The following is a 24,035-nucleotide window of genomic DNA, read 5'->3' as shown; positions in this document are numbered from 1 at the left end:
GGGCATTCCCGGAGAATTGGAGGCTCCAACCAAACCAATCATCCGATGAGTCCCAGTGAGCAACCATAAAAATGCCCGATTAAGCGTCTTTGGTCGACAACTTCTTGTCCAGCGTATCCTTCACAGGGTCTGCGCTTTGAAGAAGCCGCTCATGCTGCCGGCGTCAGAACCGGCACCGCTTACAAGTGGCTCACTCGATATCGCCAAGAGGGGCCCTATGGCTTGTACAATCGCTCTTCTCGACCCGCATTCCACCCCCATGCCATTGATGACCTGGGCCAACAGAGGTGTATCGAACTGCACAAACAGCGACAGATCTATCGGCACATCAGCCAATCTCTGGGCATAGGGCACAGTTCAGTCGCTCGTATCCTGCAAAGAATGGGACTGACTCGACTGGCCAATCTGGATCCTGCCCCTTCAGTACAACGCTATGAACATGAGAAACCGGAAGACTTGCTGCATCTGGACATCAGAAGGTTGGGGCGTTTCCATCGGGCGACTGGTGACCGCTGCCAGGACTCTCCGGGGTGTCTAGTCCTGAAATAGGTTTACACATTTTCAACTAGCATTTCTCTACTCAGAACCCCCTATGTACCGCATCGGGGGTTCTGTATTTCAACGCATGATGCAGCCGCTCCACGTTGTAAATATCCACTGCTTCACGCTCCATTTCCCGCGCTTGCATCAAATCCTGCGGGCTTTGCAACAATAACTCTCCTTTCAAAATCCCGTTCACCCGCTCCGCCAACGCATTCTGGTAACAGTCATACCCATCCGTCATCGAGCATTTCACCCCGTACCGTTCATGTAATGACTGATACAGCCCCGAGCAATACTGCACGCCGCGGTCCGAGTGATGGATGAGTTCACCGCTGCCACACCGTTGCTTCAGTGCTTTCTTGAACGCCATCGCCACCGATTCGGCATGCATTCCTTCGTGTACGTGATGGCCCACTATCTTGCGTGAGTACGCATCCGTCACCAGGCTCAGGTACAGCGGCCCGCTCCTGGCTGGCAGATAGGTGATATCAGCGACCCAGACCTGCTCCGGGGCCACCGGTGTGACCTGCTCTGGCCCCGCCTTGAGCAAGTTGGGATGACGGTAGAAACGGTGAAAACTGTGGGTGGTCTTGTGGTACGCCCGTCTGGGCTGCACCAGCAGGCGGTGCTCGGCCAATATCCGAAACAGCCTGTCCCGCCCTACCTTGAGCCCGTCATCATCCTGACCCTGCAGCAGATAATGCAGCTTGCGAGTGCCCACCCGAGGTTGTCGCAGTCGAACCTGACGCACGAAGCGCACCACCTGTAGCCCTTGTGCATGGCGCTCGTCGGCGACCCGATTGCGCTTGTAGTAAGCCTGCCGACTTATCCCCAGAAACAGGCAAGCCCTGACAATGGTCAGCCTCTCGACTTGCCGCAGCGAGAGGACTTGCCGGGTCGCTTTTTTACGATGGAGACGCCGTAGTCATTCTTCAGTACATCGACGACGGCCTCAAAGAACTGGGCCTTCTGACTCATCAGCACCAACTGCTGCTCGAGTTCCTTGATGCGCTGTTCGGGCGTCTGGTTGTCGGGGTCAGGCATGGTGATGCTCCTGCCGGCACGCACAGAAGCCCCCTGGCTCCAATCTTGCCGACCATGTTTACGCAACCATACCAGAACGGTGGAGCGGCCCTGAATGCCATAACGCACCTGAGCCTGTTTGTAGGTGAGCTCGCCTTTTTCAATCTGCTAGACCAGTGCCAGTTTAAAAGTCAGCGAGTAATCGCGCTGTGTCCGTTTCACACCTTGTCCCATTGGGTTCTCCATTTATTGGGGGGAAAGGTGTAAACCATATTCAGGATGGGACAGCAGTGTAAAAAAAGCCAATAAAAACAATGCCAGTCAGGCTTAACTGACTGGCATTAGGCACCCGAGGGTGCTTTTTTACAATCTGAATGGGTTGCCTATCAGGCAGCGGCTTTCAGCTGTACTGCGGCGGCTTTCTTGTGATCGCCGATCGGCATCACGGTGCGGCCGAACTGCTCGTTGATCACGGTGGCCATGGCCAGGTAGATGGCGCTGGCTCCACAGATGATGCCTTCGAAACCGGCGATGGTGCCGATCAGGGTGCTGCCGGTGAAGTCACGGGCGGCCAGCAGGAAGAACAGCACGGTCAGGGAGGCGAACACGAACTGCTTGGCGCGCGGGTAGTTGATGGTGCCAACCAGCATGAACAGGGTGAACATGCCCCACATCAGCAGATACCAACCCATGTAGGCGTGCGGAGTCGCTTCGGCCAGACCCATGGTCGGCATGACGAGCAGGACAACCAAGCTCAGCCAGAACAGGCCGTAGGAGGTGAACGCGGTCACACCGAAGGTGTTGCCACGCTTGTACTCCATGATGCCAGCGATGATCTGGGCGATGCCGCCGTAGCACAGGCCCATGGCCAGGATCATGGCGCTGATGGGGAAGAAACCTGCGTTATGGATGTTCAGCAGGATGGTGGTCATACCGAAACCCATCAGACCCAGAGGGGCAGGGTTGGCCAATTTTTCGCTCACGTGGCGTTCTCCAAAAATAGAGGTGGGGTTAACAAAAGACGCGCGATTTTAGGCAGGCTGTGGCGCGCCCGCAAGGGGGCAAGGGGGATAAATCGTAAAAAAACTACGTGATTATTTGCATCAGAGGCCAAATGCTCACCAAGACAGGCTGTTTGGTGAGCAAAAGGTGTCAAAATAGTTGAGGGGTTGTATTTTTATTACGCATTTGCGCAGTGCGGCGGCCTTACTGATCCAGTGTCAGGATCACTTTGGCTTCCTTGTCCTCTTCCTTGACCTGGCTGTCGAGCACGAACAGCCGCTCCGGGGCGATCCCCTGGCTGTCGACCAGAAACTCCTTGGTATTTTGCGCCCGGCGCATGGCAAGATTGCGCAGGGATTTGGCGGTGATGAGCTGCTGATCCCGGAGCAGGATCACCGCCTGGGCCCGCAGTGCCGCGCTCTCTTCATCCAGATGGAGGCGATCGGCCAGATCATCCAGATCTTCGCCAAAGCGCTCTTCATAGGCTTGGGCCAGCGCCTCTTGCAGGGCGGGGTCCTGTTCCAGCAGGCCGAGATCCGCCTGATTGCCGGTGAGCTTGGCCAGTACCCGCTCCAGCTTTTGCCGTTGCAGGATGGGGCGCTCCTCGTTGAAGTTGACCTTGCCGCGAATGTTCATGCTGAGCTTGGGTCTATCCTTGAGGGCCTGCGCCAGCTTGACCAGTTTCTCCTGCTGGGTGGGGGTGAGATCGGGATCCCCCGGCAGGAAGGGAAGTTCGTCGAGATCTTCGGTGCCATCGGCCAGCGAGGCGAGCAGGGAGAAGGGGGAGGTGATCGCCTTGCTCAGAGTGTTGCCCAGCACATCCCAGAAAATATTGCCGATGCTGAAGTCCGGTTGATCGAGATCCCCCTTCACCTTGAGGTTCATCTGTATCACCCCGTTGGCATCGCTTAGCAGGGCGATGGCCAGCCCCAGCGGCAGATCCTTGGCCTGATCGCTCTTGATCTTCTCGCCCAGTTGCAGCTTCTTGATGGTGATGTCGTTATCCCCCTCCAGCCGATTGCCCTCCAGCTTGTAGTGCAGCTTCATGGAGAGCTGCCCCTTGTCGATGGCATAACCGGCATAGGTGCCCGAATAGGGGGTAAAGGTGGTGAGCTCCAGATTGTGGAAAGCGACCGCGATGTCGAGGACCGGGTTGGCCACCAGCAGGTTGGTACCGCCGCGAATGGTCACCGGCGCATAGCGATCCACCTTGCCGTTGAAGGCGAGATCGGAGCGTTGCCCCGGAATATTGCTGATATGGCGACTCTGGCCGCCCAGCGAGGCGATATCGGCCACAAAATCCTGACTCAGACTGCGATCAGCAAAGCGGAGGTTGCCCTGCTCGGTGCGCAGCTGGTCAATGGTGAAACGAAAGTCAGGAGTCTTGCTGCCTGCTTTTGTTTCAGTACTTTTGGTTGCCGCCGGTTGCGGCAACAGCAGCTGTTGCAGGTTGGTGGTGCCATCTTCGTTGATCTCGATGCGGGCGAAGGGCTTGTTCAGAGCAATGTCCTTGATCCGCATCTGCTGGCTGATGCCGTCGTACGTCAGACCGGTGAGAGCCAGGGTGTTGAACTCCAGCAGCCGCTGATTGTCTGCCCGATCGACCACCTTGAGCCCGTTGATATCGAGCCCCCCTTGCAGGGTCAGCTTGCTGAGATCTCCCTGGGCGGTGGTGGCGAGATCGAGCCGGGTCTTGCTGCTCAGCAGCCCGCTTTGCACCTTGATGCGCACCAGATCGGCCAGATAGGGTTGTGCCAGCGTGAGGGGCAGCCCCTGCTGGTTGATGTCGCCGCTTAAGGTGAAAGGAGTCAGGGTCAGTTGGCCATCAAAGGCGAGGGGGCTGCTCTGGTTGAACTGGGTGGCCAGAGTCAGTTTGCTCGGTTTCTCCCCCTTGCTGCCCATTGGCCCCAGCGCCAGCTTGAGGCCGGAGAGCTGGCGTGCCTGCGGTTTGCCGCTGCTCGATTCGGTGAGGGTGAGATCGCCCTTGTCGATAAGGATCTGCTTGATCTGCCACTGCCAGGGTTTGTCTGGCGTATGTTTCTTGCCGTTACCGTCTGTCTTTGCTTGTTGTGCCGACTTGGGCGCCGCATTGTTGGCCACCTCGTTTGCGGTGTTGGTTTCTTTGACGGGCTTGGCGGGAGCCTGTTCAATCAGCAAGTCAGCCAGATCCAGCTCCTGCTGTGGGTTGAGGGTGGCCTTGAGCAGGGGCTGTTGCAGGGTTACCTTGCCGATCTGGAGTGACTGTTTCTGGCCATCGACAGCCAAATCGCTCAGGGCCAGCTGGCCGAAGCGTGCAAATTCGTCGCCCTTGTGTTTTTTAAGCTGCCAGTTGTCCAGCGTCAGCTTGCCTTTGGACAATTGCCACAGCCCCCCTTGCTTGCCCTCTTTAAGCTGGTACTCCACCTCTGCATTGGCGTGGCCCTTGGCCAGATCCAGTTTGAGATAGGGTGCCCAGAGCGGGGCGAAGGGTTTCAGCTCGACCTGCTTGAGGCTCGCTTTGCCCTGACCCATGCCGCTCGTCACATCGAGCTGGCCGTGAGCGGCGAGGCTGCTTTTGCCGTTGATGGCGGCGCTCAGCTGATAGGCGGTCGGGTGATTTGCCTCGGTGCGCAGGTTATCGAGCTTGAGGGTCACTTTTTCCAGATTGAGGGGCGGCAACCAGCCGGGTTCGCTCTCCTTGCGCTGATCCTGATAGCGCACATGCCCGTCAGTGACATTGACGCTGGCAATGTCGATCAGCAGCGGTGCACTGGCTGGTTCGGGCTCGGGGGAGGGGGCAGGAGTGAGCAGGGTCGCCAGCGCATCGGTCAGATTGAGTCGAACATCTCCTTTTTTGTCTGTCAGCCGTTGCAGCAGCACCACGGGTTTGGTCAGGGTGACGGTAGAAAGCACGACCCCTTTCTGCTGCCAGCTGGCTTGCAGGTCGGGGGTGATAAAGAGCTGCTCAAAACGGATGATAGGCTGCTGCTTGGCATCAAGCAGGGCAGTCGCGCCGAGGGTGAGAGAAGGGTTGCGCAGCCCTACGTCAATCTCTCCCAGCGTCAGTTGCAGGCCATAGTGCTCGGCCAGCCAGCCGGGCAGATAGCGCTGGACCAGACGGGGGGTTTGCCACAGCAGCAGAGTGATCAGGATAAGAAACAGCAGGAAAGCGTAGGCAAGGTAGCGCAGCAAGCGGAGCTTGGGGGACGCGGGCTCGGTGGTGTTCATTTGGTGCACTCCCATTTGGTTCCCGCCATGGTACAGAAAAGCTGGATAGTAATCATGGGGTTGCGTGCTGTTGTACGCCGTACTTTGTCCAAAGGCGATCCAGTTCACCCTTTTGTTGCAGCGCTGCCAGCCACTGTTCCAGCTGGGCAGGGGTAATCAGGGCCTCAGGGTGAAGGATGGCGCGGTGCTGATACTGTTGATCCCATTTTTGCGAGACCAGCAGTTGGTCGGCTGTGTCGGGATGGGCCAGCAGATACTGGTTAAGGTAGGAAACGTTGAGAATGGCTACCTCGCCGCGCCCTTTGAGTAGCGCTTGCAGGGCGCTGACGTTGTCTTTGACCAGGGTGATATTGAGCTTGCGCTGCAGGTAGAGAGGATCGGCATTGAACTGGCCGACGCCGTAGTGGTAGCCGATCACCCCGATAAGATGATGCCGAGAGGGGTCATCGAAAAAGCGCTGATCCCGGCCCGCTTTGTTCAGGGCCACATAGACCTCGCCACCACCGAGGAAGGGGGCTGTCATCTTGAATTTATCGGTGTCCCAGCCCCACTTGGTGTCTTCAAACAGCATCAGCGAGAAACGGCCCAGATCGAGCGCCTTGTAACGGTTGGCGGCCGAGGTGGGGACAAAGACGAAGGTCACCTCTTTCTGCACGGTATTGAGCTGGTCGATAAGATCCAGCGTCAGCCCTTCATAGCGGGAATCGGGGAGTTTGACCACGAAGGGGGCATAGGGGTATCCGCCAACCTTGATGAGGGGATGGCTCCAGCCAGAGAGGCTGAACAAGAGCAAAAACCAGCACCAATATCTCATGGGATCCCCAGGGCAATAGCTTGCTCCCAGATTCGGTCAATCTGCGCCAGTTTTCAAGCTGTTAAGGGAATTAACACAGCGCTGTTCGGCGGCTTCCAGTTCGGCCATCACCATCTGGATATCCTCCAGTTGCTGGTGCAGGGCACTGCGCTTGCTTTCGATCAGGCTGATCATGGAGTTGAGCTGGTTTTTGCTCGATTTGTCGGTGTCGTACATATCGAACAGCTCGCGGATCTCGGCCAGGCTAAACCCCAGCCGTTTGCCGCGCAGGGTCAACTTGAGCCGGATCTTGTCCCGATGGCTGTAGATGCGGGTTTGCCCCTCCCGCAGCGGGGTGAGCAGCCCCTCGTCCTCGTAGTAGCGAATGGTGCGCGGCGTGACATCGAACTCGTGGGCCAGCTCCGAAATGCTGTAGGTGATCTCCTTGCCGGGCAGGGAACGGGACATGGTCATGACTCCTGTTGCTGGGCGTGTGGCTGGCAGAGGCGGGCACGCAGCCGCTCGGCATTGGCGTGCAGGGCCTGACCGACCCGCGAGCCGTTGGGGCGAGCGAGCTGCTCGCTCACCCACTGGCCGGTGGCCGCCAGTTTGTCGAGATCCACCCCCGTCGTCATGCCAAGGCCGTGTAGCAGGTAGACCACCTCTTCTGACGCCACATTGCCGGAGGCGCCCGGCGCATAGGGGCAGCCGCCAAGCCCCGCCACCGAGCAGTCGATGGTGCGAATGCCACGCTCCAGCGCGGGTAGCAGGTTGGCCAAGCCCTGACCGTAGGTGTCGTGAAAATGGACCGAGAGTCGCCCCGCCGGGATCTCGTGCAGCACCGCATCCAGCATGGGCGCCACCGTGCCGGGGGTGCCAACGCCTATGGTGTCCCCCAGCGAAATTTCGTGGCAGCCGAGATCCAGCAACTGTTCGGCCATGGCGGCGACCCGTTTCGGGCGGGTCGGGCCATCGAACGGGCAGGCGATGACGGTGGAGAGGTAGCCACGCACCTTGATGCCGAGGCGGCGCGCCTCCTGCACCAGCGGGGCGAAGCGCACCAGCGACTCCTCCACGCTGATGCCGATATTGGCGCGGGTAAAACCGTCGGAGCAGGCTGTGAAGAGGCCAATCTCATCGGCGCGGGCGGCAATGGCTGCCTGCAAGCCTTGCAGATTGGGCACCAGAGCGCCGTAACGGGTTGAGCCCTTGCGCGGCAGTGCCTCGAACAGCGCTGCGGAGTCCGCCATCTGCGGCACTTTTTTGGCAGAGACAAAGGCACCCACCTCGATGCGTTGCAGGCCGCTGTCGGTAAGGCGCTGGATCAGCTCCAGCCGCTGTACCAGGGAGAGGGGCGCAGCTTCATTTTGCAGACCATCTCGCGGCCCCATCTCCACCAGACTGACCCTGTCGTCACGGACGTCCTGTGATCGGTTCATGGGTGTTCCTCCTGTGAAGCAGTCTCTTCGGCAAAGCGCACCAGCATGGTTCCCTGGCTTACCTGCTCGCCCTGTTTGCACTGCAGGGCTTCAATTACCCCGTCCCGCTCTGCACGCAACTGGTGTTCCATCTTCATCGCCTCCAGCACCAGCAGGGGTTGCCCCTTGCTGACTGTTTGCCCCTGCTCGACCAGCACGGCTACCACTATGCCGTGCATGGGGGCGATGGCGCCCTGCGCCTTCTCGTTTGCCTGATCATGGTGGTGGCTGTGCTGCCGATCATCGGCCGCGAAGCGGATGCGCTGGCCCCCCAGGGTCATGATGAAGGCTGCCTCCGAGCCTGCGACCGTCTGAATGGGGATCTGTTGCCTGCAGTCACCTTGCTGCAGCCGGATATTATCGTCACCTCTCTGGTAGCAATGAGTCTCCCCTTGCCACTCAAACTGGCCGCCATGATCGTTAAGGGTCAATACCCGGTGCTCATCACCGATGCGCACCGCCGCTGTCCAGCAGCGATCCGGCCCCAGCCGAAATCCGCAGGCTTGCTGCCAGGGGGAGGTGCCCGCAGGGCGGCTCGCCAGCCAGAGGGTAGCCAGCGGCCAGGCGAGCTCAGGAATGGGCCGTGCTGTGGTGGGTATGGGCCACTGGGTATGGTGGCCCATGGCCAGGACGTCAGGCTCTTCACAAAGGCGCAGCAAGAGCGCGCCGTTGTGCACCAGCGGGCCGAGGTCCAGCGCCGCCAGCGCATCGGCCAGTTTGGCGAACGCCTCGGTGCGGCTTTGGCCGTGGGCGATCAGCTTGGCGATCATGGGATCGTAATAGGGGCTGACCTCATCGCCAGCGGTGACGCCGGTGTCGATGCGCACGCCAACGGGCCAGTGGAGCCAGTGGATAGGCCCGCTGGCAGGCAGAAAACCGGCCGCCACATCCTCGGCGTAGAGGCGCGCTTCCACCGCATGGCCGCGCAGCACCACTTCCTCCTGAGTGAGTGGCAGCGGCTTGCCTTCGGCCACCGCCAGCTGCCAGGCCACCAGATCCTGTCCGGTCACTGCTTCGGTGACCGGATGCTCTACCTGCAGCCGGGTGTTCATCTCCATAAAGAAGAACTCATCCTTGCAGAGCAGGAACTCGATGGTGCCCGCCCCCTGATAATGGATGGCTTTGGCTGCGGCCACGGCCGCATCCCCGATGGCGCGGCGCAGAGCCGGAGGGATGTCGGGGGCGGGCGCCTCTTCGATCACCTTCTGATGGCGTCGCTGCAAGGAGCAGTCCCTGTCCCCCAGATAGATGGCGTTGCCGAGGCTATCGGCAAAGACCTGCACCTCAACATGGCGAGCCTGGGGCAGATAGCGCTCCAGCAGCACCAGATCGTCGCCAAAGGCGGCCTTGGCTTCCCGTTTGACTGCCGCTAGCGACTCGTCAAAGTCGGCCAGCTGATCGACCCGGCGCATCCCCTTGCCACCGCCGCCACTGGCGGCCTTAATAAGCAGCGGGAAGCCAATCTGGCTCGCCTGATCGCGCAAGAAGTCCGGCCGCTGATCCGTGCCGTGATAGCCGGGCAGCACCGGCACACCGGCTGCCTGCATCAGCACCTTGGCGCCCGACTTGTCGCCCATGGCGAGAATGGCGGCGCCGCTTGGGCCGACAAAGCGCAGGCCACGCTGCTCGCAGGCGGTGGCAAAATCGCTGTTTTCCGACAGAAAGCCGTAACCGGGATGGATGGCATCGGCGCGCGCCTCTTTGGCAATCTTCAGCACCTTGCCGGTGTCGAGATAGCTCTCTCTGGCAGGTGCGGGCCCCAGATGCCAGGCCTCATCGGCCAGGTGGGTGTGCATGGCGTGGGCGTCGGCATCGGAGTAGAGGGCGATGGTGTGAATGCCGAGGCGTTTCGCCGTTTTGATGATGCGCACAGCGATTTCGCCGCGATTGGCGATTAGCAGACGTTTAATCGGGGTGTGATAGTTCATGTCTCATCCTTGAAACGGGGACGCCAGGCGGGAGGACGTTTGTCGAAGAAGGCCTGCATCCCTTCCTGGGCTTCGAGCCCCACCCGAACCCGGGCGATGGTCTCGACGGTTTTCTCTTCGTGCAGGCGGGAAGGATGGGCCTCTATCGCCGCCAGCAGTCGTTTGGTCTCTTTCATTGCTTCCGGCCCGTTGCGGCACAGACGAAGGGCCTGCGCCCGTCCCTCCGCCAGCAGTTGATCCGGCTTGCAGAGTTGGTGTGCCACATTGAGCCGACAGGCGGTAATGGCATCGAACGGCTCGGCACTGAGCATGTAGCGGCGCGCCTGACGCATTCCCATGGCACGTACCACGTAGGGGCTTATCACCGCAGGCACCAGGCCCAGGCTCACCTCGGAGAGACAGAAGCGGGCATCATCGCTGGCCAGCACCAGATCGCAGGCGCAGATGAGGCCCAGCGCCCCGCCATAGGCGGCCCCCTGCACCAGCGCTACCGTGGGGAAGGGGAGCTCGTCGAGGGTCTGCATCAGCCGGGCCAGTACCCGGGCGTCTTCGCGATTGTGCTCGAAATCGGCGTGGGCCAGATTGCGCATCCAGTTGAGATCGGCGCCCGCGCAAAAGTGTTTGCCTTCGGCACGTAGCAGCAGGGCGTGAGGACGTTCGGCGAGATCATGACCATGAAGATGGGCCAGATCATCGAGACAGTCGAGCAGCCCCAGCATCAGGTCGGCATCAAAGGCGTTGTGGCGGGCCGGGCGCGACAGCACCAGCTCGGCCAGCGGGCCGTGCCGCTCCAGCCGAAACGGGCCCTGTGTTGAAGAGCCAAGTGCTGAGGAAGTAAGTGGATCTGACATGGGTTTGCTCCTTACATCCGGAAGATGCCGTACTGCTCGGGTTCAATGCGGGCACCCTGACAGGCGGCGAGCGCCAGTGCCAGTACGGTGCGGCTCTGGGCCGGGTCGATGACGCCATCATCCCAGAGGCGGGCGCTGGCGAAGTAGGGGTGACCCTGCCGCTCATACTGCTCGATCACCGGGGCACGGATGGCGGCCGCCTCCTGCTCGCTCAGGCTCTTGCCCTCGGCAGCCAGCTTGTCCCGGCGCACCTGCACCAGCACCCCGGCCGCCTGCTCGCCCCCCATGACGGAGATGCGGCTGTTGGGCCAGCTAAAGAGAAAATCGGGTTCATAGGAGCGGCCACACATGCCGTAGTTGCCGGCACCAAAGCTGCCGCCGACGATCAGGGTGATCTTTGGCACCCGGCTGCAGGCCACTGCGGTCACCAGCTTGGCGCCGTGCTTGGCGATCCCCTCCTTTTCTGCACTACTCCCCACCATAAAGCCGGTGATGTTCTGCAAAAAGAGCAGCGGGATGGCGCGGCGGTTACAGAGCTGGATAAAGTGGGCCCCCTTCTGGGCACTGTCGCTGTGTAGCACGCCGTTGTTGGCGAGGATCCCCACTTCCATGCCGCAAATACGGGCAAAGCCGGTCACCAGTGTAGTGCCGAACAGCGCCTTGAATTCGTCAAAGTCAGAGCCATCCACCAATCGGGCAATCAGTTCGCGGGCGTCGTAAGGGCGTTTGAGACTGGTGCCCACCAGACCGTAGAGCTCCTCTATGGGGTAGCAGGGGGGCTCGTAGCCGGGGCTGCTCTCTATCGGCTCGTTACCCAGATGAGTAACCAGCGTGCGGGCGATGGCCAGCGCATGGGCATCGTCACGGGCCATATGATCAGCAACGCCGGAGTGGGCACAGTGCACTTCGGCGCCGCCCAGGGCCTCGGCGCTGATCTCCTCGCCGGTGGCGGCCTTGACCAGCGGCGGACCCGCCAGAAAGATGGTGGCTTGCTCCCTGACCATGATGGATTCATCAGCCATGGCGGGCACGTAGGCGCCGCCAGCGGTGCAGAGTCCCATCACCACCGCCAGCTGGGGAATGTTCTGGGCCGACATGCGGGCCTGGTTGTAGAAGATGCGGCCAAAGTGATCCCGGTCGGGGAACACCTCATCCTGCATCGGCAGAAAGGCGCCGCCGGAATCCACAAGATAGAGGCAGGGGAGACGCAGCCGCTCGGCGATGGTCTGGGCACGCAGGTGTTTTTTCACCGTGAGCGGGTAGTAGGTGCCCCCCTTCACGGTGGCGTCGTTCACCACCAGCATGCAGAGCCGGCCCGAGACCCGGCCGATGCCGGTGATGATACCGGCTGCGGGCACCGGCTCGTCATAGACCTGCCAGCCAGCCAGCGCCGACAGTTCAAGAAACGGGGAGCCCGGGTCCAGCAGCTGATTGATGCGCTCGCGGGGCAGCAGCTTGCCACGGGCCTGATGGCGGGCGTTGTTGGCCGCGCCGCCCCCTAGCGCGATCTCGGCCATGCGGGCGTGGAGATCATCGACCAGCCCCTGCATGGCGGCCCGATTGGCCGCATATTCCGGGCTCGCCGTGTCGAGGCGGGAGTGGATCTTGCTCATGGGTTATCCCCCATCAGCTCGCGGCCGATGAGCCAGCGGCGGATCTCCGAGGTGCCGGCGCCGATCTCGTAGAGTTTGGCGTCCCGCAACAGGCGGCCAGTGGGGTATTCGTTGATGTAACCGTTGCCGCCGAGCAGCTGGATAGCATCGAGCGCCATCTGGGTGGCGTTTTCGGCGGCAAACAGGATGGCGGCGGCGCAATCTTTACGGCTGGTGCGACCCTGATCGCAGGCGCTCGCCACCGAATAGACCAGCGCCCGGCTGCTGGCGAGACGGGTATACATGTCGGCGAGCTTGCCCTGCACCAGCTGGAACTCGCCGATGGCCTGGCCGAACTGCTTGCGCTCGCGCACATAGGGGAGCACCACGTCCATGCAGGCCTGCATGATGCCAAGGGGGCCTGCTGCCAGCACCACCCGCTCGTAGTCGAGCCCGCTCATCAGTACCTTGACCCCGCCGTGCAGGGGGCCCAGCAGGTTCTCCTGCGGCACCCGGCAGTTGTCGAACACCAGCTCGCAGGTACTGGAGCCGCGCATGCCGAGCTTGTCGAGCTTCTGGGCGGTGGAAAAACCGGGAGTTCCCGCCTCGACGATAAAGGCGGAAATCCCTTTGGGCCCGGCGGCGGCATCGGTCTTGGCATAGATGACGAAGGTGTCGGCATCGGGTCCGTTGGTGATCCACATCTTGTTGCCGTTGAGCACGAAGTGATCCCCCTCGCGCTCCGCGGTGAGGCGCATGCTGACCACATCGGACCCGGCTCCCGGCTCGCTCATGGCCAGCGCCCCCACATGTTCGCCGCTTACCAGCGTGGGCAGGTAGCGTGCTTTTTGCTCCGCCGTGCCGTGGCGGTGGATCTGATTGATGCAGAGATTGGAGTGGGCGCCGTAGGAGAGGCCGACCGAGGCGCTGGCGCGGCTCACCTGTTCCATCACCAGCACGTGGGCCAGATAGCCGAGGTTTACCCCGTCATACTCCTCCGCCACCGTGATGCCGTGCAGCCCCAGTTCACCCATCCGGGGCCAGAGATCACGGGGGAAGGTGTTGCTCTGATCGATCTCGCTGGCGCGCGGGGCGATCACTTTCTGGCAGAAGGCCGCAACCTGTTCGGTCAGGGCATTCAGGGTCTCATCCATCTGCATTCATGCTCTCCTTGCGGATATGACAGTCGGGTAGGAAGGTGGGTTCGACCGGCTGACTCGGCTTCAAGGTTGGCAGTGGTCGGTCCATTTTTGTACTTCACTTCTGTCACAAGTTTACGTTAGCGTAAACGTAAATCAATTGTTAATCTGTTGTGTGTCGATAAAGCGGTGGTAGTGAGATCGTCATCAGCTACCACGACAACAGCGCCATAGTGGCAGATCCGAATGACCAGTGTGTGGGCGCCGCGTCATAAAGCTCCAACTCAGGAAAATAAATGCGGGCAACAAGGGAGTGAACGACAAGATGGATTTTACCCTGACCGATGATCAACAGGCGTATGTGGAGGCGGCCGCCGCCTTTGCCGATGAGGCGCTCAAACCCCATGCCGCGCGCTGGGACAAGGAGCATGAGTTTCCGATCCCGACCATCAAGCAGGCGGCCGGGCTAGGTTTTTGTGGTCTCTATACCCCGGAGCAGTTTGGCGGATTGGGGCTGCCGCGCCTCGATGCGAGCCTCATCTTCGAACGCCTCGCCATGGGCTGTACCTCGACCACTGCGTATCTGACCATTCACAACATGGTGAGCTGGATGCTGGGCAGCTGGTTGCCCACCGAGGTTGCCAAGGAGTGGGTGCCCAAACTGGCCAGCGGCGAGCTGCTGGGCTCCTATTGCCTCACCGAGCCGGGGGCTGGCTCCGATGCGGCGGCACTCAAGACCCGGGCTGTGCGCGAGGGTGACAGCTACCTCATCGAGGGGACCAAGGTCTTTATCTCGGGAGCGGGCAGCACTGACGTGCTGGTGGTGATGGCCCGTACCGGTGGTGAAGGTGCGAAGGGGGTCTCTGCCTTTATGGTGCCGGCAGATAGCGCGGGCATCGTCTATGGCAAGCCCGAAGAGAAGATGGGCTGGAACAGCCAGCCGACCCGGGAAGTGGCGTTCAACGGAGTGCAAATTCCCGCCTGCTACCGGCTGGGTGAGGAGGGGGAAGGGTTCAAGTTCGCCATGCAGGCCCTCGATGGGGGGCGCATCAATATTGCCACCTGTTCGGTGGGCACAGCCCAGCAGGCGCTGGACGATGCGCTGGCTTATGTGCAGCAACGCCAGCAATTTGGTCACCCGATCAGCGAATTCCAGAGCGTGCAGTTTCGCCTGGCCGATATGGCGACCGAGCTGGCTGCCGCCCGTTTGCTGGTGCGTCAGGCCGCTGACAAGCTGGATCGCGGGGCACCCGACAAGAGAGCCTGGTGCGCCATGGCCAAACGGTTTGCTACCGATGTTGGTTATCGAGTCTGTGATGAGGCTCTGCAACTCTTTGGCGGCTATGGTTATATCCGCGAGTATCCGCTCGAGCGCTATCTGCGCGATACCCGGGTACACCGCATTCTGGAGGGCACCAACGAGGTGATGCGACTCATCATCGCGCGCCGCATGCTGGCCGATCCCGGTTTGTCGCTGGGCTAACCGGTGGTCGCATCAAGGGTGTGTTGCCTGCCACCCGATTTGCACCATGCCATGCCGGTTTCGGCTTTGTGAGCCAGCCACAGGTTGGTGTCATTCAAGCCTGTCATCATGGCGGCAGCTTCATCGACAAGGACAATGCTATGACAAGGATCAGACTCGAATATCATGGCCACGTGGCCTATATCACCCTCGACCATCCCCCTGCCAACACCTGGACCCTCGCCAGCCTGCAGGCCTTTTTGCAGATGATGGTGGAGCTTGACAGTCGTCCCGATGTGGTGGCACTGGTGATCCGTGGTGCGGGCGACAAATTTTTCTGCGCCGGTGCCGACCTCAATATGTTTGTCGAGGGGAATGTCGAGCAGGCCCGCGAAGTGGCCGAGGCCTTTGGCAAGGCTTTCGAGGCGCTGGCCCGCTTTCACGGCGTCAGTATCGCCGCCATCAATGGTTATGCCATGGGAGGCGGCCTGGAAGTGGCGCTGGCCTGTGATATCCGCATCGCCGAGCAGCAGGCGTTGCTGGGACTGCCGGAAGCTTCGGTGGGCTTGCTTCCCTGTGCCGGTGGCACCCAGCGTCTGACCGAGCTGGTGGGGCCGGGCTGGGCCAAACGGATGATCCTCTGTGGCGAGAAGGTGAGTGCCTCGCTGGCCTACGAGATGGGGCTGGTGGAGGAGGTGGTGAAAACCGGTCAGGCGTGGGAGGCGGCGCACCAGATGGCCCATCTGGTGGAGCGTCAGAGCCCGAGCGCCCTGCGCGCCTGCAAGACCCTGATTAATCAGGGCCGCAGCGGCCCGCGGGATGCCGCCTTGCCCCTTGAGCGGTCGCTGTTTCTCGATCTCTTTAGCGATGCCAACCAGCGTGAAGGGGTGGCTGCCTTCCTGGAGAAACGCTTACCGCGCTGGCAATATGGCCCAACAGAGTAAATCCATACGGAGCCGTTTATGAGTGAGCCGGTCAAGGTTAGCTGTTATCCCACCGAAGATGGCCATCAGATCGGGGTGTTGACCCTCGACAGCCCTGCGTCTCTCAACGCATTGAGCCTGCCGATGATCCGGATCCTGCAACAGACGCTGACCCGTTGGGAGCAGGATCCCGCCATCGTCTGTGTGCTGCTGCAGGGGGCGGGTGAGAAGGCATTTTGTGCCGGTGGCGATATCCGCTCCTTCTATTACCGCAAGCAGGAGGCGAGCGAGGCGGAACTGTTCGAGTATGCCCGCGACTTTTTCGAGCAGGAGTATCGGCTCGACCACCACATCCACAGTTATCGCAAGCCCCTGATCTGCATGGCGGACGGTATCTGCATGGGGGGCGGCATTGGTCTGTTTGCCGGTGCCGATTTTCGGGTGGTGACCGAAAGAAGCCTGTTCGCCATGCCGGAGGTGACCATCGGCCTCTACCCCGATGTGGGAGCGAGCTGGTTTTTAAGCAGGATGTCGGGGCGGCTCGGGCTCTGGCTCGGTCTGACTGGCGCCCGCTTCAACGGGAGTGATGCCATCGGTCTTGGGCTGGCGGATCACGCCATCGCCAGTGGTGAGCGCAGTGCGCTGTTGTTACGCCTCGCCGTGCTCGACTGGACTGGCAGTGGTGATCCCCGTGAGCAGATCGATCTGCTGCTCAGGGAATTGCACCGTGAGGTGGCGGCCCGGTTGCCAGCGCCTGTATTGCTGCCCCATCAACAGAGGATCGATACCCTGCTGGCGGGGCGCACGTTGCAAGGGGTATTGGCGCGGCTGTTCGATGCCCAGTTCGATGAACATGAAGCTGTGCTCCAGCAGGCGCAGCAGGTTTGCCGCACCGGCAGCCCCATCAGCCGCGCCATTTTGTGGCGCCAATATTGGCAGGCTCGCCGCAACTCACTGGCAGAGGTATTTGCCGAGGAGCTGACCCTCTCGGTCAACTGCGTGCTGAAGGGGGATTTTGTGGAAGGGGTACGGGCACTGCTGATCGACAAGGATAAAGATCCCCGCTGGCAACAGTTGCCACCGGAGGGGGAGTGGCTGGACGAGTTCTATCGCTGGCCGCAGGGGCGCAATCCGTTGGCCTGCAAGGAATAACATCTTGGCAACCGGCGGACGCCACCATCAGCAACGCAAGGAGCAAGCGGGATGACAAGGATAGGGTTTATCGGGCTCGGCAACATGGGGGGGCCCATGGCGGCAAATCTGGCCAGGGCCGGGCACAGGGTGCAGGTGTTTGATCTGGTGGCCCAAAACATTGAGCGCGCCATCGCCGCTGGCTGCATCGCCACGGGGGATGCCCGTGAGGCGGTGACTGGCTGCGAGGTGGTGATCAGCATGTTGCCTGCGGGGGAACATGTGCGCGATCTTTGGCTGTCTGAGGGGCAGGATCTGCTGGCGGCCCTGCCGGTTGGCGCACTGGTGATCGACTGCTCCACTATCGATGTCGACTCTGCCCGTCAGGTCGGGGAGGCGGCCCGCGCACGCGGTTTGCGCTTTATCGATGCCCCTGTCTCGGGCGGTGTCGCCGGTGCGGCCGCCGGGACGCTCACCTTTATCGTTGGCGGCAACGTGGCGGATTTCGAGGCGGCGAAACCTCTGCTCGCCTGCATGGGGCAGAACCTGTTTCACGCCGGGGCGCTGGGTGCCGGGCAGATCGCCAAGATGTGCAACAACATGCTGCTTGCGATCCATATGGCGGGCACTGCCGAGGCGCTGGCCCTCGGGGTGAAGGAGGGACTGGATCCCGCCGTGCTCTCCACCATCATGGGCAAGAGCTCCGGCAACAACTGGAGTCTGGAGCGCTACAACCCCTGGCCCGGGGTGATGGAGAATGTCCCTGCCGCCCGCAACTATCAGGGGGGCTTTATGACCCGTTTGATGGTGAAAGATTTGGGATTGGCCATGGCGCTGGCCGAGCATAGCCACAGCGCTGTGCCCATGGGGGCGCTCGCGCGTAACCTGTTCAACCTGCATGCCGCTAAGGGGCAGGGGAGCCGCGATTTCTCCAGCATCGTCGAACTCTATCTGGATAAACAGGATCCCGCCTGACGGGCCACCTCTCTTCAAGGCATCTCCCTTCGACCAGCTACAAGGAGCATTGATGGATATCAAAGATAAGGTCATCGTTATTACCGGCGCCGGACGTGGCTTGGGACGGGCCATTGCGCTGGCCCTGGGCGCACAGGGGGCGACGCTGGCACTGCTCGACATCAATCGCGCCGATCTGGAGGCGACCGCAGCCCTGGTACACAGCCAGAATGATCAGTGCGATCAAGATAGCCAGTGCGAGCTGTTTGTCTGCAATGTGGCGAGCGAAGCCGAGGTTGAGTCGGTTTTTGCTGGCATCAAGGAGCATTTTGGCGTGCTGCACGGTCTTATCAACTGCGCCGGCATTTTGCGCGATGGCATGCTGATCAAGGTGAAAGAGGGTGAGCTGGTGGAGAAGATGACGCTGGCCCAGTGGCAGAGCGTGATTGACGTCAACCTCACCGGTACCTTCCTCTGCGGTCGTGAAGGGGCGGCGCTGATGGCGCAAGGGGGGCAGGGGGGCGTTATCATCAACATCTCTTCCATCGCCCGCGCCGGCAATATTGGCCAGAGCAACTATGCCGCCAGCAAGGCAGGGGTTGCCTCGCTGGTGGTGACCTGGGCGCGGGAGCTGGCGCGCCATGGCATTCGGGTGATGGGGATTGCCCCCGGGGTGTTTGCCACCGACATGACGGCGGCGATGAAGCCGGAGGCGATGGCGCGGATGCAGCAGGCCATTCCGGTCGGCACCCTTGGCGAGGCGCAACAGCTGGCCGAGACGGTGAGCTTTATTTTTGCCAACGACTATCTGTCGGGAAGGATGATAGAACTGGATGGCGGTTTGCGTTTATAGGGATTTACATAATGGGCCCCGGTGTTTCCACCGGGGCTTTTTTATGCAGATTATTTATACAGAGAGTGCTTGAATGGCGATGCATAGGAACCATGCGAGTCAGGTTGTGTTAGCGGAAAAATGAGAAATATCAATGGGTCTTGGTTAATTTGAGCCAGCTCACAGGCCATATGGGTCAGTGCTGTAAAATTGCGCGCGGTCAAGGCGGTGCATGATTGACGGGACGAGGGATTGCGGTCGGAATAGTCATGCAATATAGTTGCCGCCTTTTTCACGGGGTCAGGATTCCCAGCCCCTCCCATATTGCGCGCAGTATGAATACGGACGCTCTGCCGCCGCCTAAATAAACAGGATTGAAATGGACAAGAAACTAGGGCTGGGCGCCCTCATTTCGCTGGTGATCGGCTCCATGGTCGGCGCCGGGGTCTTCAGTCTGCCACAAAACATTGCTGCGCATGCCAGTGCCGGGGCGGTCGCCCTGGGTTGGGCCATCACCGGTCTTGGCATGATCTGTCTCGCGCTAGTCTATCAGAACCTCTCCATGCGCCGCCCCGATCTCGATGGCGGTATCTTCAGCTATGCCAAAGCCGGTTTCGGCGATTTCATCGGTTTCAACGCCGCCTGGGGTTACTGGCTCTGCCAACTGCTGGCTAACGTCTCTTACGCCATCGTGGTGTTCAGCGCCCTGAGCTACTTCTTCGATACGCCGGACAACGTCATCTTCGGTGACGGCAATACGCCGGTGGCCATCACGCTGGCCTCCATCCTGATCTGGTCGGTGCATGCGCTGGTGCTGCGCGGGGTACAGGTTGCTGCGCTGGTGAATATCGTCACCACCATCGCCAAGATGGTGCCGCTCATCGTCTTCTGTGTTGCGATCCTGCTGGCCTTCAACATGGATACCTTCACTCTGGATATTTGGGGCCAGAACAACATGGAGCTGGGCTCCGTGATGGATCAGGTCAAGTCCACCATGAAGGTGACCCTCTGGGTCTTTATCGGGATTGAAGGGGCCGTGGTGGTCTCTGCCCGTGCCCGTCATCGCAAGGATGTGGGCCGTGCGACAGTGCTGGCGTTGCTCGGCGCCCTGACACTCTATGTGATGGTGACCCTGTTTTCGCTAGGTGTCATGAGCCAGCCGCAACTGGCGGCGCTCAAGAACCCTTCGACCGCCATGATCCTTGAAGCTGTAGTCGGCCCCTGGGGCGCCTGGCTTATCAACATCGGTCTGGTGGTGTCGGTGATGGGGGCTCTGCTCAGCTGGACCGTGCTGGCTGCTGAAGTGCCCTACATTGCAGGCAAGACCGGTGTGTTCCCGGGCTGGTTTGCCAAGGAGAACAAGAACGGCTCGCCGCAGGTGTCCCTCTGGTGCTCTACCTGTCTGGTGCAGATCTTCTTGATCATCATCTACTTCCAGAGCAGCACCTATCTGGCGCTGGTCAACATCGCAACCTCGGCGGCGCTGGTGCCTTACGTCTTTTCGGGCGCTTATGGCCTGAAGCTGGCATTGAAAGGGGAGACCTATCAGGGTCAACCTCATCAGCGCAAGCGTGACCTGCTGCTGGCCCTGGTGGCGACGGTTTACGGCTGCTGGCTGGTATACGCTGCCGGTGTGGAGTACCTGTTGCTGGTGGCGCTGCTCTACAGCCCGGGCATCTTCATCTACTGGAAGGCGCGTCAGCATCACGGTCTGCGCGGCCTTAACCGGTTGGAGCAGGGGATGACGGCGGCCCTGCTTGGCTGTGCCGTGCTGGCCTTCTACAAGGTGATGGACGGTACCATTCCACTGCACTAACCGGCACAATGAAGAGATGGCCCTCGCGCCATCTCTTTTTTTTCATGCAGATATCCACTGTTGCCCGGCCGTTTCGGCCAGTTTTTGTTTAACACAGGAATTTTTATGCTGTTTATGGGTTACCTCCTGCTGGGCGCCTTTGCCGGTATGCTGGCGGGACTGTTCGGGATCGGCGGCGGTCTTATCATTGTCCCCGTGCTGGTCATGACCTTTCGCGCCCAGGGCATCGACCCTGAAATCATTACCCATCTGGCCCTCGGCACCTCGTTGCCCACCATGATCTTTACCGGATTCAGCTCGCTGCGGGCCCACCGGGAGGCGGGCGCCGTCGACTGGGTGATGATCCGCCGACTCGGCGCCGGCATGCTGATCGGGGGCTGGCTTGGCGGCATGACCGCCAATCTGCTCAGCACCAGCACCCTCAATATCATCATCGGTTGTTTCGCCTGGAGCATGGCGCTGCAGATGGGGCTTAACCTTAAACCCAAAGCGGAGCGCCATATGCCGGGGCCGCTCGGCACAGGCATCGCCGGTACCATCATTGGCTGGATGTCAGCGCTGTTTGGTATTGGCGGTGGCTCGCTGACCGTCCCTTATCTGAGCTGGAACTCGGTGCCAATGCGCAATGCGGTAGCGGCCTCTGCAGCCTGCAGCATGCCCATCGCGCTGGCGGGGAGCCTCAGCTACCTCTATGCGGGTTGGGATCATGCCGATCTGCCCGAGTGGAGTGTGGGCTACATCTATCTGCCTGCCCTGCTTGGCATTGTGCTGACCAGTACCCAGTTCGCCCGCATTGGCGCCAAGCTGGCACACCGCCTGTCACCCACACGCCTCAAGCAGGCCTTTGCCCTGCTGATGCTGCTGGTGGGGGCGAAATTTATGCTGTTTAGCTGATTCATTCGGCAGATTGTTGAAAAATAAGGCAAACGATCTGTTGGAGGGTAGAAAGCCGTTGCATTGAACGCCCAGTTTGCCTATTCTCCTCGCCGGTGGTCCTATTGGTCCTCTCGCATTGATAACCCGTCGACCTGGTCAGGACCGGAAGGTAGCAGCCAAGGCGGGGGACTCGAGTGCCGGGATGTGGCTGGTAGGGCCACCACTTGTTTCTGGAAATCAATAAGTTAGCTTCCTAAAGCCCTTGGTCATCCACTTTGTGTGGACGACAAGGAGCTCATCGATGAATCTCTGGCTCAGTCCCCACGGCATCTGGTATTACCGGAAAGTCACCACGCTCCCCTGTGGTCGCCGCAAAGAGATCAAAAAATCCCTGCATACCCGAGACAAACTTTGTGCACGTCACAAGGTGACCCAGCTGCTTGCCTGCGTGCGTTCCAGACCGAAATCTGGCGTTGAGCCTGCTGAGGCATCAGAGACCCCACCAAATCAATCGAGCACCAAGCCGGTGGCTCGGGCGGCCAAACCGCTTGCTCCGCTCCTGTCAGTCCTGAGTGACCGCTATCAGAAGGAGAAGGCCCTATCCTGGGCTCCCAAAGAGCGAAAGAACCAGAAAAACTATCTCGGCTCCTTTATCGAGGCACTGGGGGATCGCCCTGTGACCGGCTACAGCAAGGCTGACGTGGTCATGTTCAAGGATGGGCTACTGAACTCGGGTAAGAGTCCGGCCACCATCAACAAGTACCTCCAGAAGCTCTCCCTGTTGTTTAGCTGGCTGGCTAACCATCAGGAGGGGATCGTCAACCATTTCGCTGGGCTCAAGTTGCAGCGGGTCAAAGAGACCAAGGCCAGAAGTGGTTACACGATTGAGGAGAGGCAGAGGTTCGTCCAATGGGCGAAAAGGCAGGAGCCCTATCGCCGCTGGATAGCCCTGTTGGGGCTCTACACGGGGGCTCGAGCCAACGAAATCTGCCAGCTCTATGCCGATGATGTGGTGCTGGTGGATAACATCTGGTGTATCAAAGTGCAGGCTGGTAGACCCGACCAGAAGCTCAAGACAGATAACAGCAAGCGGCTCATTCCGATCCATTCGGCGGTGCTAGAGGCTGGCTTCCTGGCGTTTGTGCAAGAGAGGGTGGGGGGAAGGCTCTTCGTCGAACTGCCCCATCGCCAAGACGGCTACAGCCACCTTTGGGGGCAGTGGTTCAGCCGCAACCGGCCGGTGCCTAAAGATTTCCACAGTTTGAGACATACGGTAGCGACAATTCTGAAAGATAAAGGTATTCCTCTTCAATATGCTGCCGCGATCTTGGGTCATACCAACGGAGCGATCAGTTATGACCGATATGGTGGTGGGGTAGCAGTCGAGAAGTTACAAGCCGCTATCGAAGCTGCACTATGAACGCGTTACATTGGTGAACATCTAGTAGGTACTTCAATTCAAATAGCTACTGTTAGCTGGATGCTAATGAGAACAAGGAAGAGCTCCGTTGGAATACAATAGGCCTGATACGGCACAATCTGATTTGAATGACTTGAAAGAGCAAATTGCGTTGGAGTACGGGCGATGTCTCCTCCAGCTACAGCAGTTTGAATTGATGCTCAAAGCAGCCCTGCCCACTATGAAGGTGAGCGGATTTTCGGATGAGCTGGTTGGCAACATTGAACGCTATCGCCAGTTTTTAGTTGGAAAGACGCTGGGGCATTTGGTTGGTCAGTGGAGCCAGAGAATTATGCTGGGCGATGAGCAAGAAATTGATGATGCCCTACACAACCGAGCGTACATCAGCATCAGCGTTGGTCTGGAAGACGGGGAGTGGATGAGCGAAAAGCTCAAACAATTGGTCGAGTTGCGAAATGAGCTGGTGCATCATTTCCTGTCACGCTTTACGTTGAACTCGGAGGCCAGTTGCCAAGAGGCAATAAGTTATCTGTCTACTGCAGCCAGTACCATCAAGAGCAATAGGGATACGATACAATCCCTCCTGATCGCTTTTGAAGAAAGTAAGAAGAGACTGCTTGAATTTATTAACTCACCAGTCGGAGAGAGTCTCTATTTGTACGGCATCATCCCGGGTGAACCTGTCGAGAATTGGGAAAATACCACCATTATCCAACAGCTGAAATTTGAAGAGCATTCCTTAGCCAAGAACGGCTGGGTACAGTTAAACGAAGCCATTTATAGCATTGGCCAACGGTGGCCAGACTTATCTCCAAAGCTGTACGGATGTAGTAGTTGGCGGGAGGTCATTCATTGTTCCCAGCTCTTCGAAGTAGACAAGCGGCTATCTCCCACAGGTGGAGTGACTTGGTATCGCACACGCCGAACCTAAATTGATACAGCATGATGGTTTAGCAACCATCATTCCATCGATACCGATTTCCACAGCTTGTACAGATCTAGTTATCACCTGACACCGGCCTCAAACCGGTGTCTTGTTTACGCTACTTTAGTGCGCACTTCCTT

Annotated in this window: 18 protein-coding genes, 1 other RNA gene and 2 pseudogenes; 11 read left to right on the top strand and 10 right to left on the bottom strand. The window is 59.9% G+C overall.

Features of this window, described 5'->3' with window-relative positions:
- Positions 1-55: 55 nt before the first annotated feature.
- Positions 56-531 (top strand): annotated as a pseudogene (locus NOM06_RS03685) (leucine zipper domain-containing protein); the annotation flags it as partial.
- A 49-nt stretch (positions 532-580) separates the two neighbouring features.
- Here the strand turns inward: NOM06_RS03685 and NOM06_RS03680 are convergent.
- From NOM06_RS03680 to NOM06_RS03635, 10 genes and pseudogenes are all read right to left on the bottom strand, one after another.
- Positions 581-1,800, bottom strand: a pseudogene (locus NOM06_RS03680) (IS3 family transposase).
- Between the two features lie 152 nt (positions 1,801-1,952).
- Positions 1,953-2,549 (bottom strand): GPR1/FUN34/YaaH family transporter, encoded by a 597-nt coding sequence (locus NOM06_RS03675; RefSeq protein ID WP_021230311.1) that lies wholly within the window; start codon positions 2,547-2,549, stop codon positions 1,953-1,955.
- A gap of 223 nt (positions 2,550-2,772) precedes the next feature.
- A complete protein-coding gene (locus NOM06_RS03670) occupies positions 2,773-5,775 on the bottom strand; it encodes a DUF748 domain-containing protein (RefSeq protein WP_255909949.1) in 3,003 nt (1,000 codons plus the stop codon).
- A gap of 52 nt (positions 5,776-5,827) precedes the next feature.
- Entirely contained in the window at positions 5,828-6,589 is a 762-nt protein-coding gene (locus NOM06_RS03665) for an ABC transporter substrate-binding protein (RefSeq protein WP_255909948.1), read from the bottom strand.
- Positions 6,590-6,625: 36 nt separating this feature from the next.
- Positions 6,626-7,036 carry a MerR family DNA-binding transcriptional regulator gene (locus NOM06_RS03660; RefSeq protein ID WP_120414126.1) on the bottom strand — a complete coding sequence of 137 codons (411 nt, stop codon included), beginning with the start codon at positions 7,034-7,036 and terminating at the stop codon, positions 6,626-6,628.
- Between the two features lie 2 nt (positions 7,037-7,038).
- The gene (locus NOM06_RS03655; RefSeq protein WP_255909947.1) at positions 7,039-8,007 is read right to left on the bottom strand and encodes a hydroxymethylglutaryl-CoA lyase; all 969 of its coding nucleotides are present in this window, start codon (positions 8,005-8,007) and stop codon (positions 7,039-7,041) included.
- The gene (locus tag NOM06_RS03650) at positions 8,004-9,974 is read right to left on the bottom strand and encodes a biotin carboxylase N-terminal domain-containing protein (RefSeq protein ID WP_255909946.1); all 1,971 of its coding nucleotides are present in this window, start codon (positions 9,972-9,974) and stop codon (positions 8,004-8,006) included. The genes NOM06_RS03655 and NOM06_RS03650 overlap by 4 nt, the downstream gene beginning before the upstream one ends.
- On the bottom strand, positions 9,971-10,825 hold the full coding sequence (locus NOM06_RS03645) for an enoyl-CoA hydratase-related protein (protein WP_058057197.1): 855 nt from the start codon (positions 10,823-10,825) through the stop codon (positions 9,971-9,973). The genes NOM06_RS03650 and NOM06_RS03645 overlap by 4 nt, the downstream gene beginning before the upstream one ends.
- A gap of 11 nt (positions 10,826-10,836) precedes the next feature.
- Positions 10,837-12,438 carry a carboxyl transferase domain-containing protein gene (locus NOM06_RS03640; protein ID WP_255909945.1) on the bottom strand — a complete coding sequence of 534 codons (1,602 nt, stop codon included), beginning with the start codon at positions 12,436-12,438 and terminating at the stop codon, positions 10,837-10,839.
- On the bottom strand, positions 12,435-13,577 hold the full coding sequence (locus NOM06_RS03635) for an isovaleryl-CoA dehydrogenase (protein WP_255909944.1): 1,143 nt from the start codon (positions 13,575-13,577) through the stop codon (positions 12,435-12,437). Before NOM06_RS03635 ends, NOM06_RS03640 begins: the two co-directional genes overlap by 4 nt.
- A gap of 304 nt (positions 13,578-13,881) precedes the next feature.
- On the opposite strand from NOM06_RS03635, the gene NOM06_RS03630 reads away from it, so the two are divergent.
- The 10 genes from NOM06_RS03630 (at position 13,882) to NOM06_RS03585 (ending at position 23,901) form a co-directional block, all read left to right on the top strand.
- A complete protein-coding gene (locus NOM06_RS03630) occupies positions 13,882-15,039 on the top strand; it encodes an acyl-CoA dehydrogenase family protein (protein ID WP_255909943.1) in 1,158 nt (385 codons plus the stop codon).
- A gap of 140 nt (positions 15,040-15,179) precedes the next feature.
- On the top strand, positions 15,180-15,962 hold the full coding sequence (locus tag NOM06_RS03625; protein ID WP_255909942.1) for an enoyl-CoA hydratase: 783 nt from the start codon (positions 15,180-15,182) through the stop codon (positions 15,960-15,962).
- 18 nt (positions 15,963-15,980) lie between these two features.
- Positions 15,981-17,093: an enoyl-CoA hydratase/isomerase family protein gene (locus tag NOM06_RS03620; protein ID WP_255909941.1), complete on the top strand. Its 1,113-nt coding sequence runs from the start codon at positions 15,981-15,983 to the stop codon at positions 17,091-17,093.
- A 51-nt stretch (positions 17,094-17,144) separates the two neighbouring features.
- On the top strand, positions 17,145-18,047 hold the full coding sequence (mmsB, locus tag NOM06_RS03615; protein WP_255909940.1) for a 3-hydroxyisobutyrate dehydrogenase: 903 nt from the start codon (positions 17,145-17,147) through the stop codon (positions 18,045-18,047).
- Between the two features lie 52 nt (positions 18,048-18,099).
- Entirely contained in the window at positions 18,100-18,879 is a 780-nt protein-coding gene (locus NOM06_RS03610; RefSeq protein ID WP_255909939.1) for an SDR family oxidoreductase, read from the top strand.
- Positions 18,880-19,237: 358 nt separating this feature from the next.
- Complete coding sequence (arcD, locus tag NOM06_RS03605; RefSeq protein ID WP_005336921.1) at positions 19,238-20,674, top strand: arginine-ornithine antiporter; 1,437 nt, start codon at positions 19,238-19,240, stop codon at positions 20,672-20,674.
- Between the two features lie 105 nt (positions 20,675-20,779).
- Positions 20,780-21,568: a sulfite exporter TauE/SafE family protein gene (locus NOM06_RS03600; RefSeq protein ID WP_005360120.1), complete on the top strand. Its 789-nt coding sequence runs from the start codon at positions 20,780-20,782 to the stop codon at positions 21,566-21,568.
- 102 nt (positions 21,569-21,670) lie between these two features.
- Positions 21,671-21,767, top strand: an RNA gene (gene ffs / locus NOM06_RS03595) — signal recognition particle sRNA small type.
- Positions 21,768-21,851: 84 nt separating this feature from the next.
- The gene (locus NOM06_RS03590; RefSeq protein WP_255909938.1) at positions 21,852-22,970 is read left to right on the top strand and encodes a site-specific integrase; all 1,119 of its coding nucleotides are present in this window, start codon (positions 21,852-21,854) and stop codon (positions 22,968-22,970) included.
- A gap of 88 nt (positions 22,971-23,058) precedes the next feature.
- Positions 23,059-23,901: an OST-HTH/LOTUS domain-containing protein gene (locus NOM06_RS03585; RefSeq protein ID WP_255909937.1), complete on the top strand. Its 843-nt coding sequence runs from the start codon at positions 23,059-23,061 to the stop codon at positions 23,899-23,901.
- Positions 23,902-24,035: the final 134 nt, after the last annotated feature.

It is taken from the genome of Aeromonas sp. JL9 (assembly GCF_024436075.1).
Taxonomy (GTDB): domain Bacteria; phylum Pseudomonadota; class Gammaproteobacteria; order Enterobacterales; family Aeromonadaceae; genus Aeromonas; species Aeromonas veronii.
The sequence above is the reverse complement of the archived record's forward strand: the minus strand, read 5'-3'. Positions and strand labels throughout refer to the sequence as shown.

Coding starts and splice junctions, on each gene's coding strand:
- NOM06_RS03655 (WP_255909947.1), bottom strand. CDS start 8,007: ATGAACCGATCACAGGACGTCCGTGACGACAGGGTCAGTCTGGTGGAG.
- NOM06_RS03650 (WP_255909946.1), bottom strand. CDS start 9,974: ATGAACTATCACACCCCGATTAAACGTCTGCTAATCGCCAATCGCGGC.
- NOM06_RS03590 (WP_255909938.1), top strand. CDS start 21,852: ATGAATCTCTGGCTCAGTCCCCACGGCATCTGGTATTACCGGAAAGTC.
- NOM06_RS03670 (WP_255909949.1), bottom strand. CDS start 5,775: ATGAACACCACCGAGCCCGCGTCCCCCAAGCTCCGCTTGCTGCGCTAC.
- NOM06_RS03635 (WP_255909944.1), bottom strand. CDS start 13,577: ATGCAGATGGATGAGACCCTGAATGCCCTGACCGAACAGGTTGCGGCC.
- NOM06_RS03625 (WP_255909942.1), top strand. CDS start 15,180: ATGACAAGGATCAGACTCGAATATCATGGCCACGTGGCCTATATCACC.
- NOM06_RS03600 (WP_005360120.1), top strand. CDS start 20,780: ATGCTGTTTATGGGTTACCTCCTGCTGGGCGCCTTTGCCGGTATGCTG.
- NOM06_RS03630 (WP_255909943.1), top strand. CDS start 13,882: ATGGATTTTACCCTGACCGATGATCAACAGGCGTATGTGGAGGCGGCC.
- NOM06_RS03610 (WP_255909939.1), top strand. CDS start 18,100: ATGGATATCAAAGATAAGGTCATCGTTATTACCGGCGCCGGACGTGGC.
- NOM06_RS03645 (WP_058057197.1), bottom strand. CDS start 10,825: ATGTCAGATCCACTTACTTCCTCAGCACTTGGCTCTTCAACACAGGGC.
- NOM06_RS03640 (WP_255909945.1), bottom strand. CDS start 12,438: ATGAGCAAGATCCACTCCCGCCTCGACACGGCGAGCCCGGAATATGCG.
- mmsB (WP_255909940.1), top strand. CDS start 17,145: ATGACAAGGATAGGGTTTATCGGGCTCGGCAACATGGGGGGGCCCATG.
- NOM06_RS03665 (WP_255909948.1), bottom strand. CDS start 6,589: ATGAGATATTGGTGCTGGTTTTTGCTCTTGTTCAGCCTCTCTGGCTGG.
- arcD (WP_005336921.1), top strand. CDS start 19,238: ATGGACAAGAAACTAGGGCTGGGCGCCCTCATTTCGCTGGTGATCGGC.
- NOM06_RS03660 (WP_120414126.1), bottom strand. CDS start 7,036: ATGTCCCGTTCCCTGCCCGGCAAGGAGATCACCTACAGCATTTCGGAG.
- NOM06_RS03620 (WP_255909941.1), top strand. CDS start 15,981: ATGAGTGAGCCGGTCAAGGTTAGCTGTTATCCCACCGAAGATGGCCAT.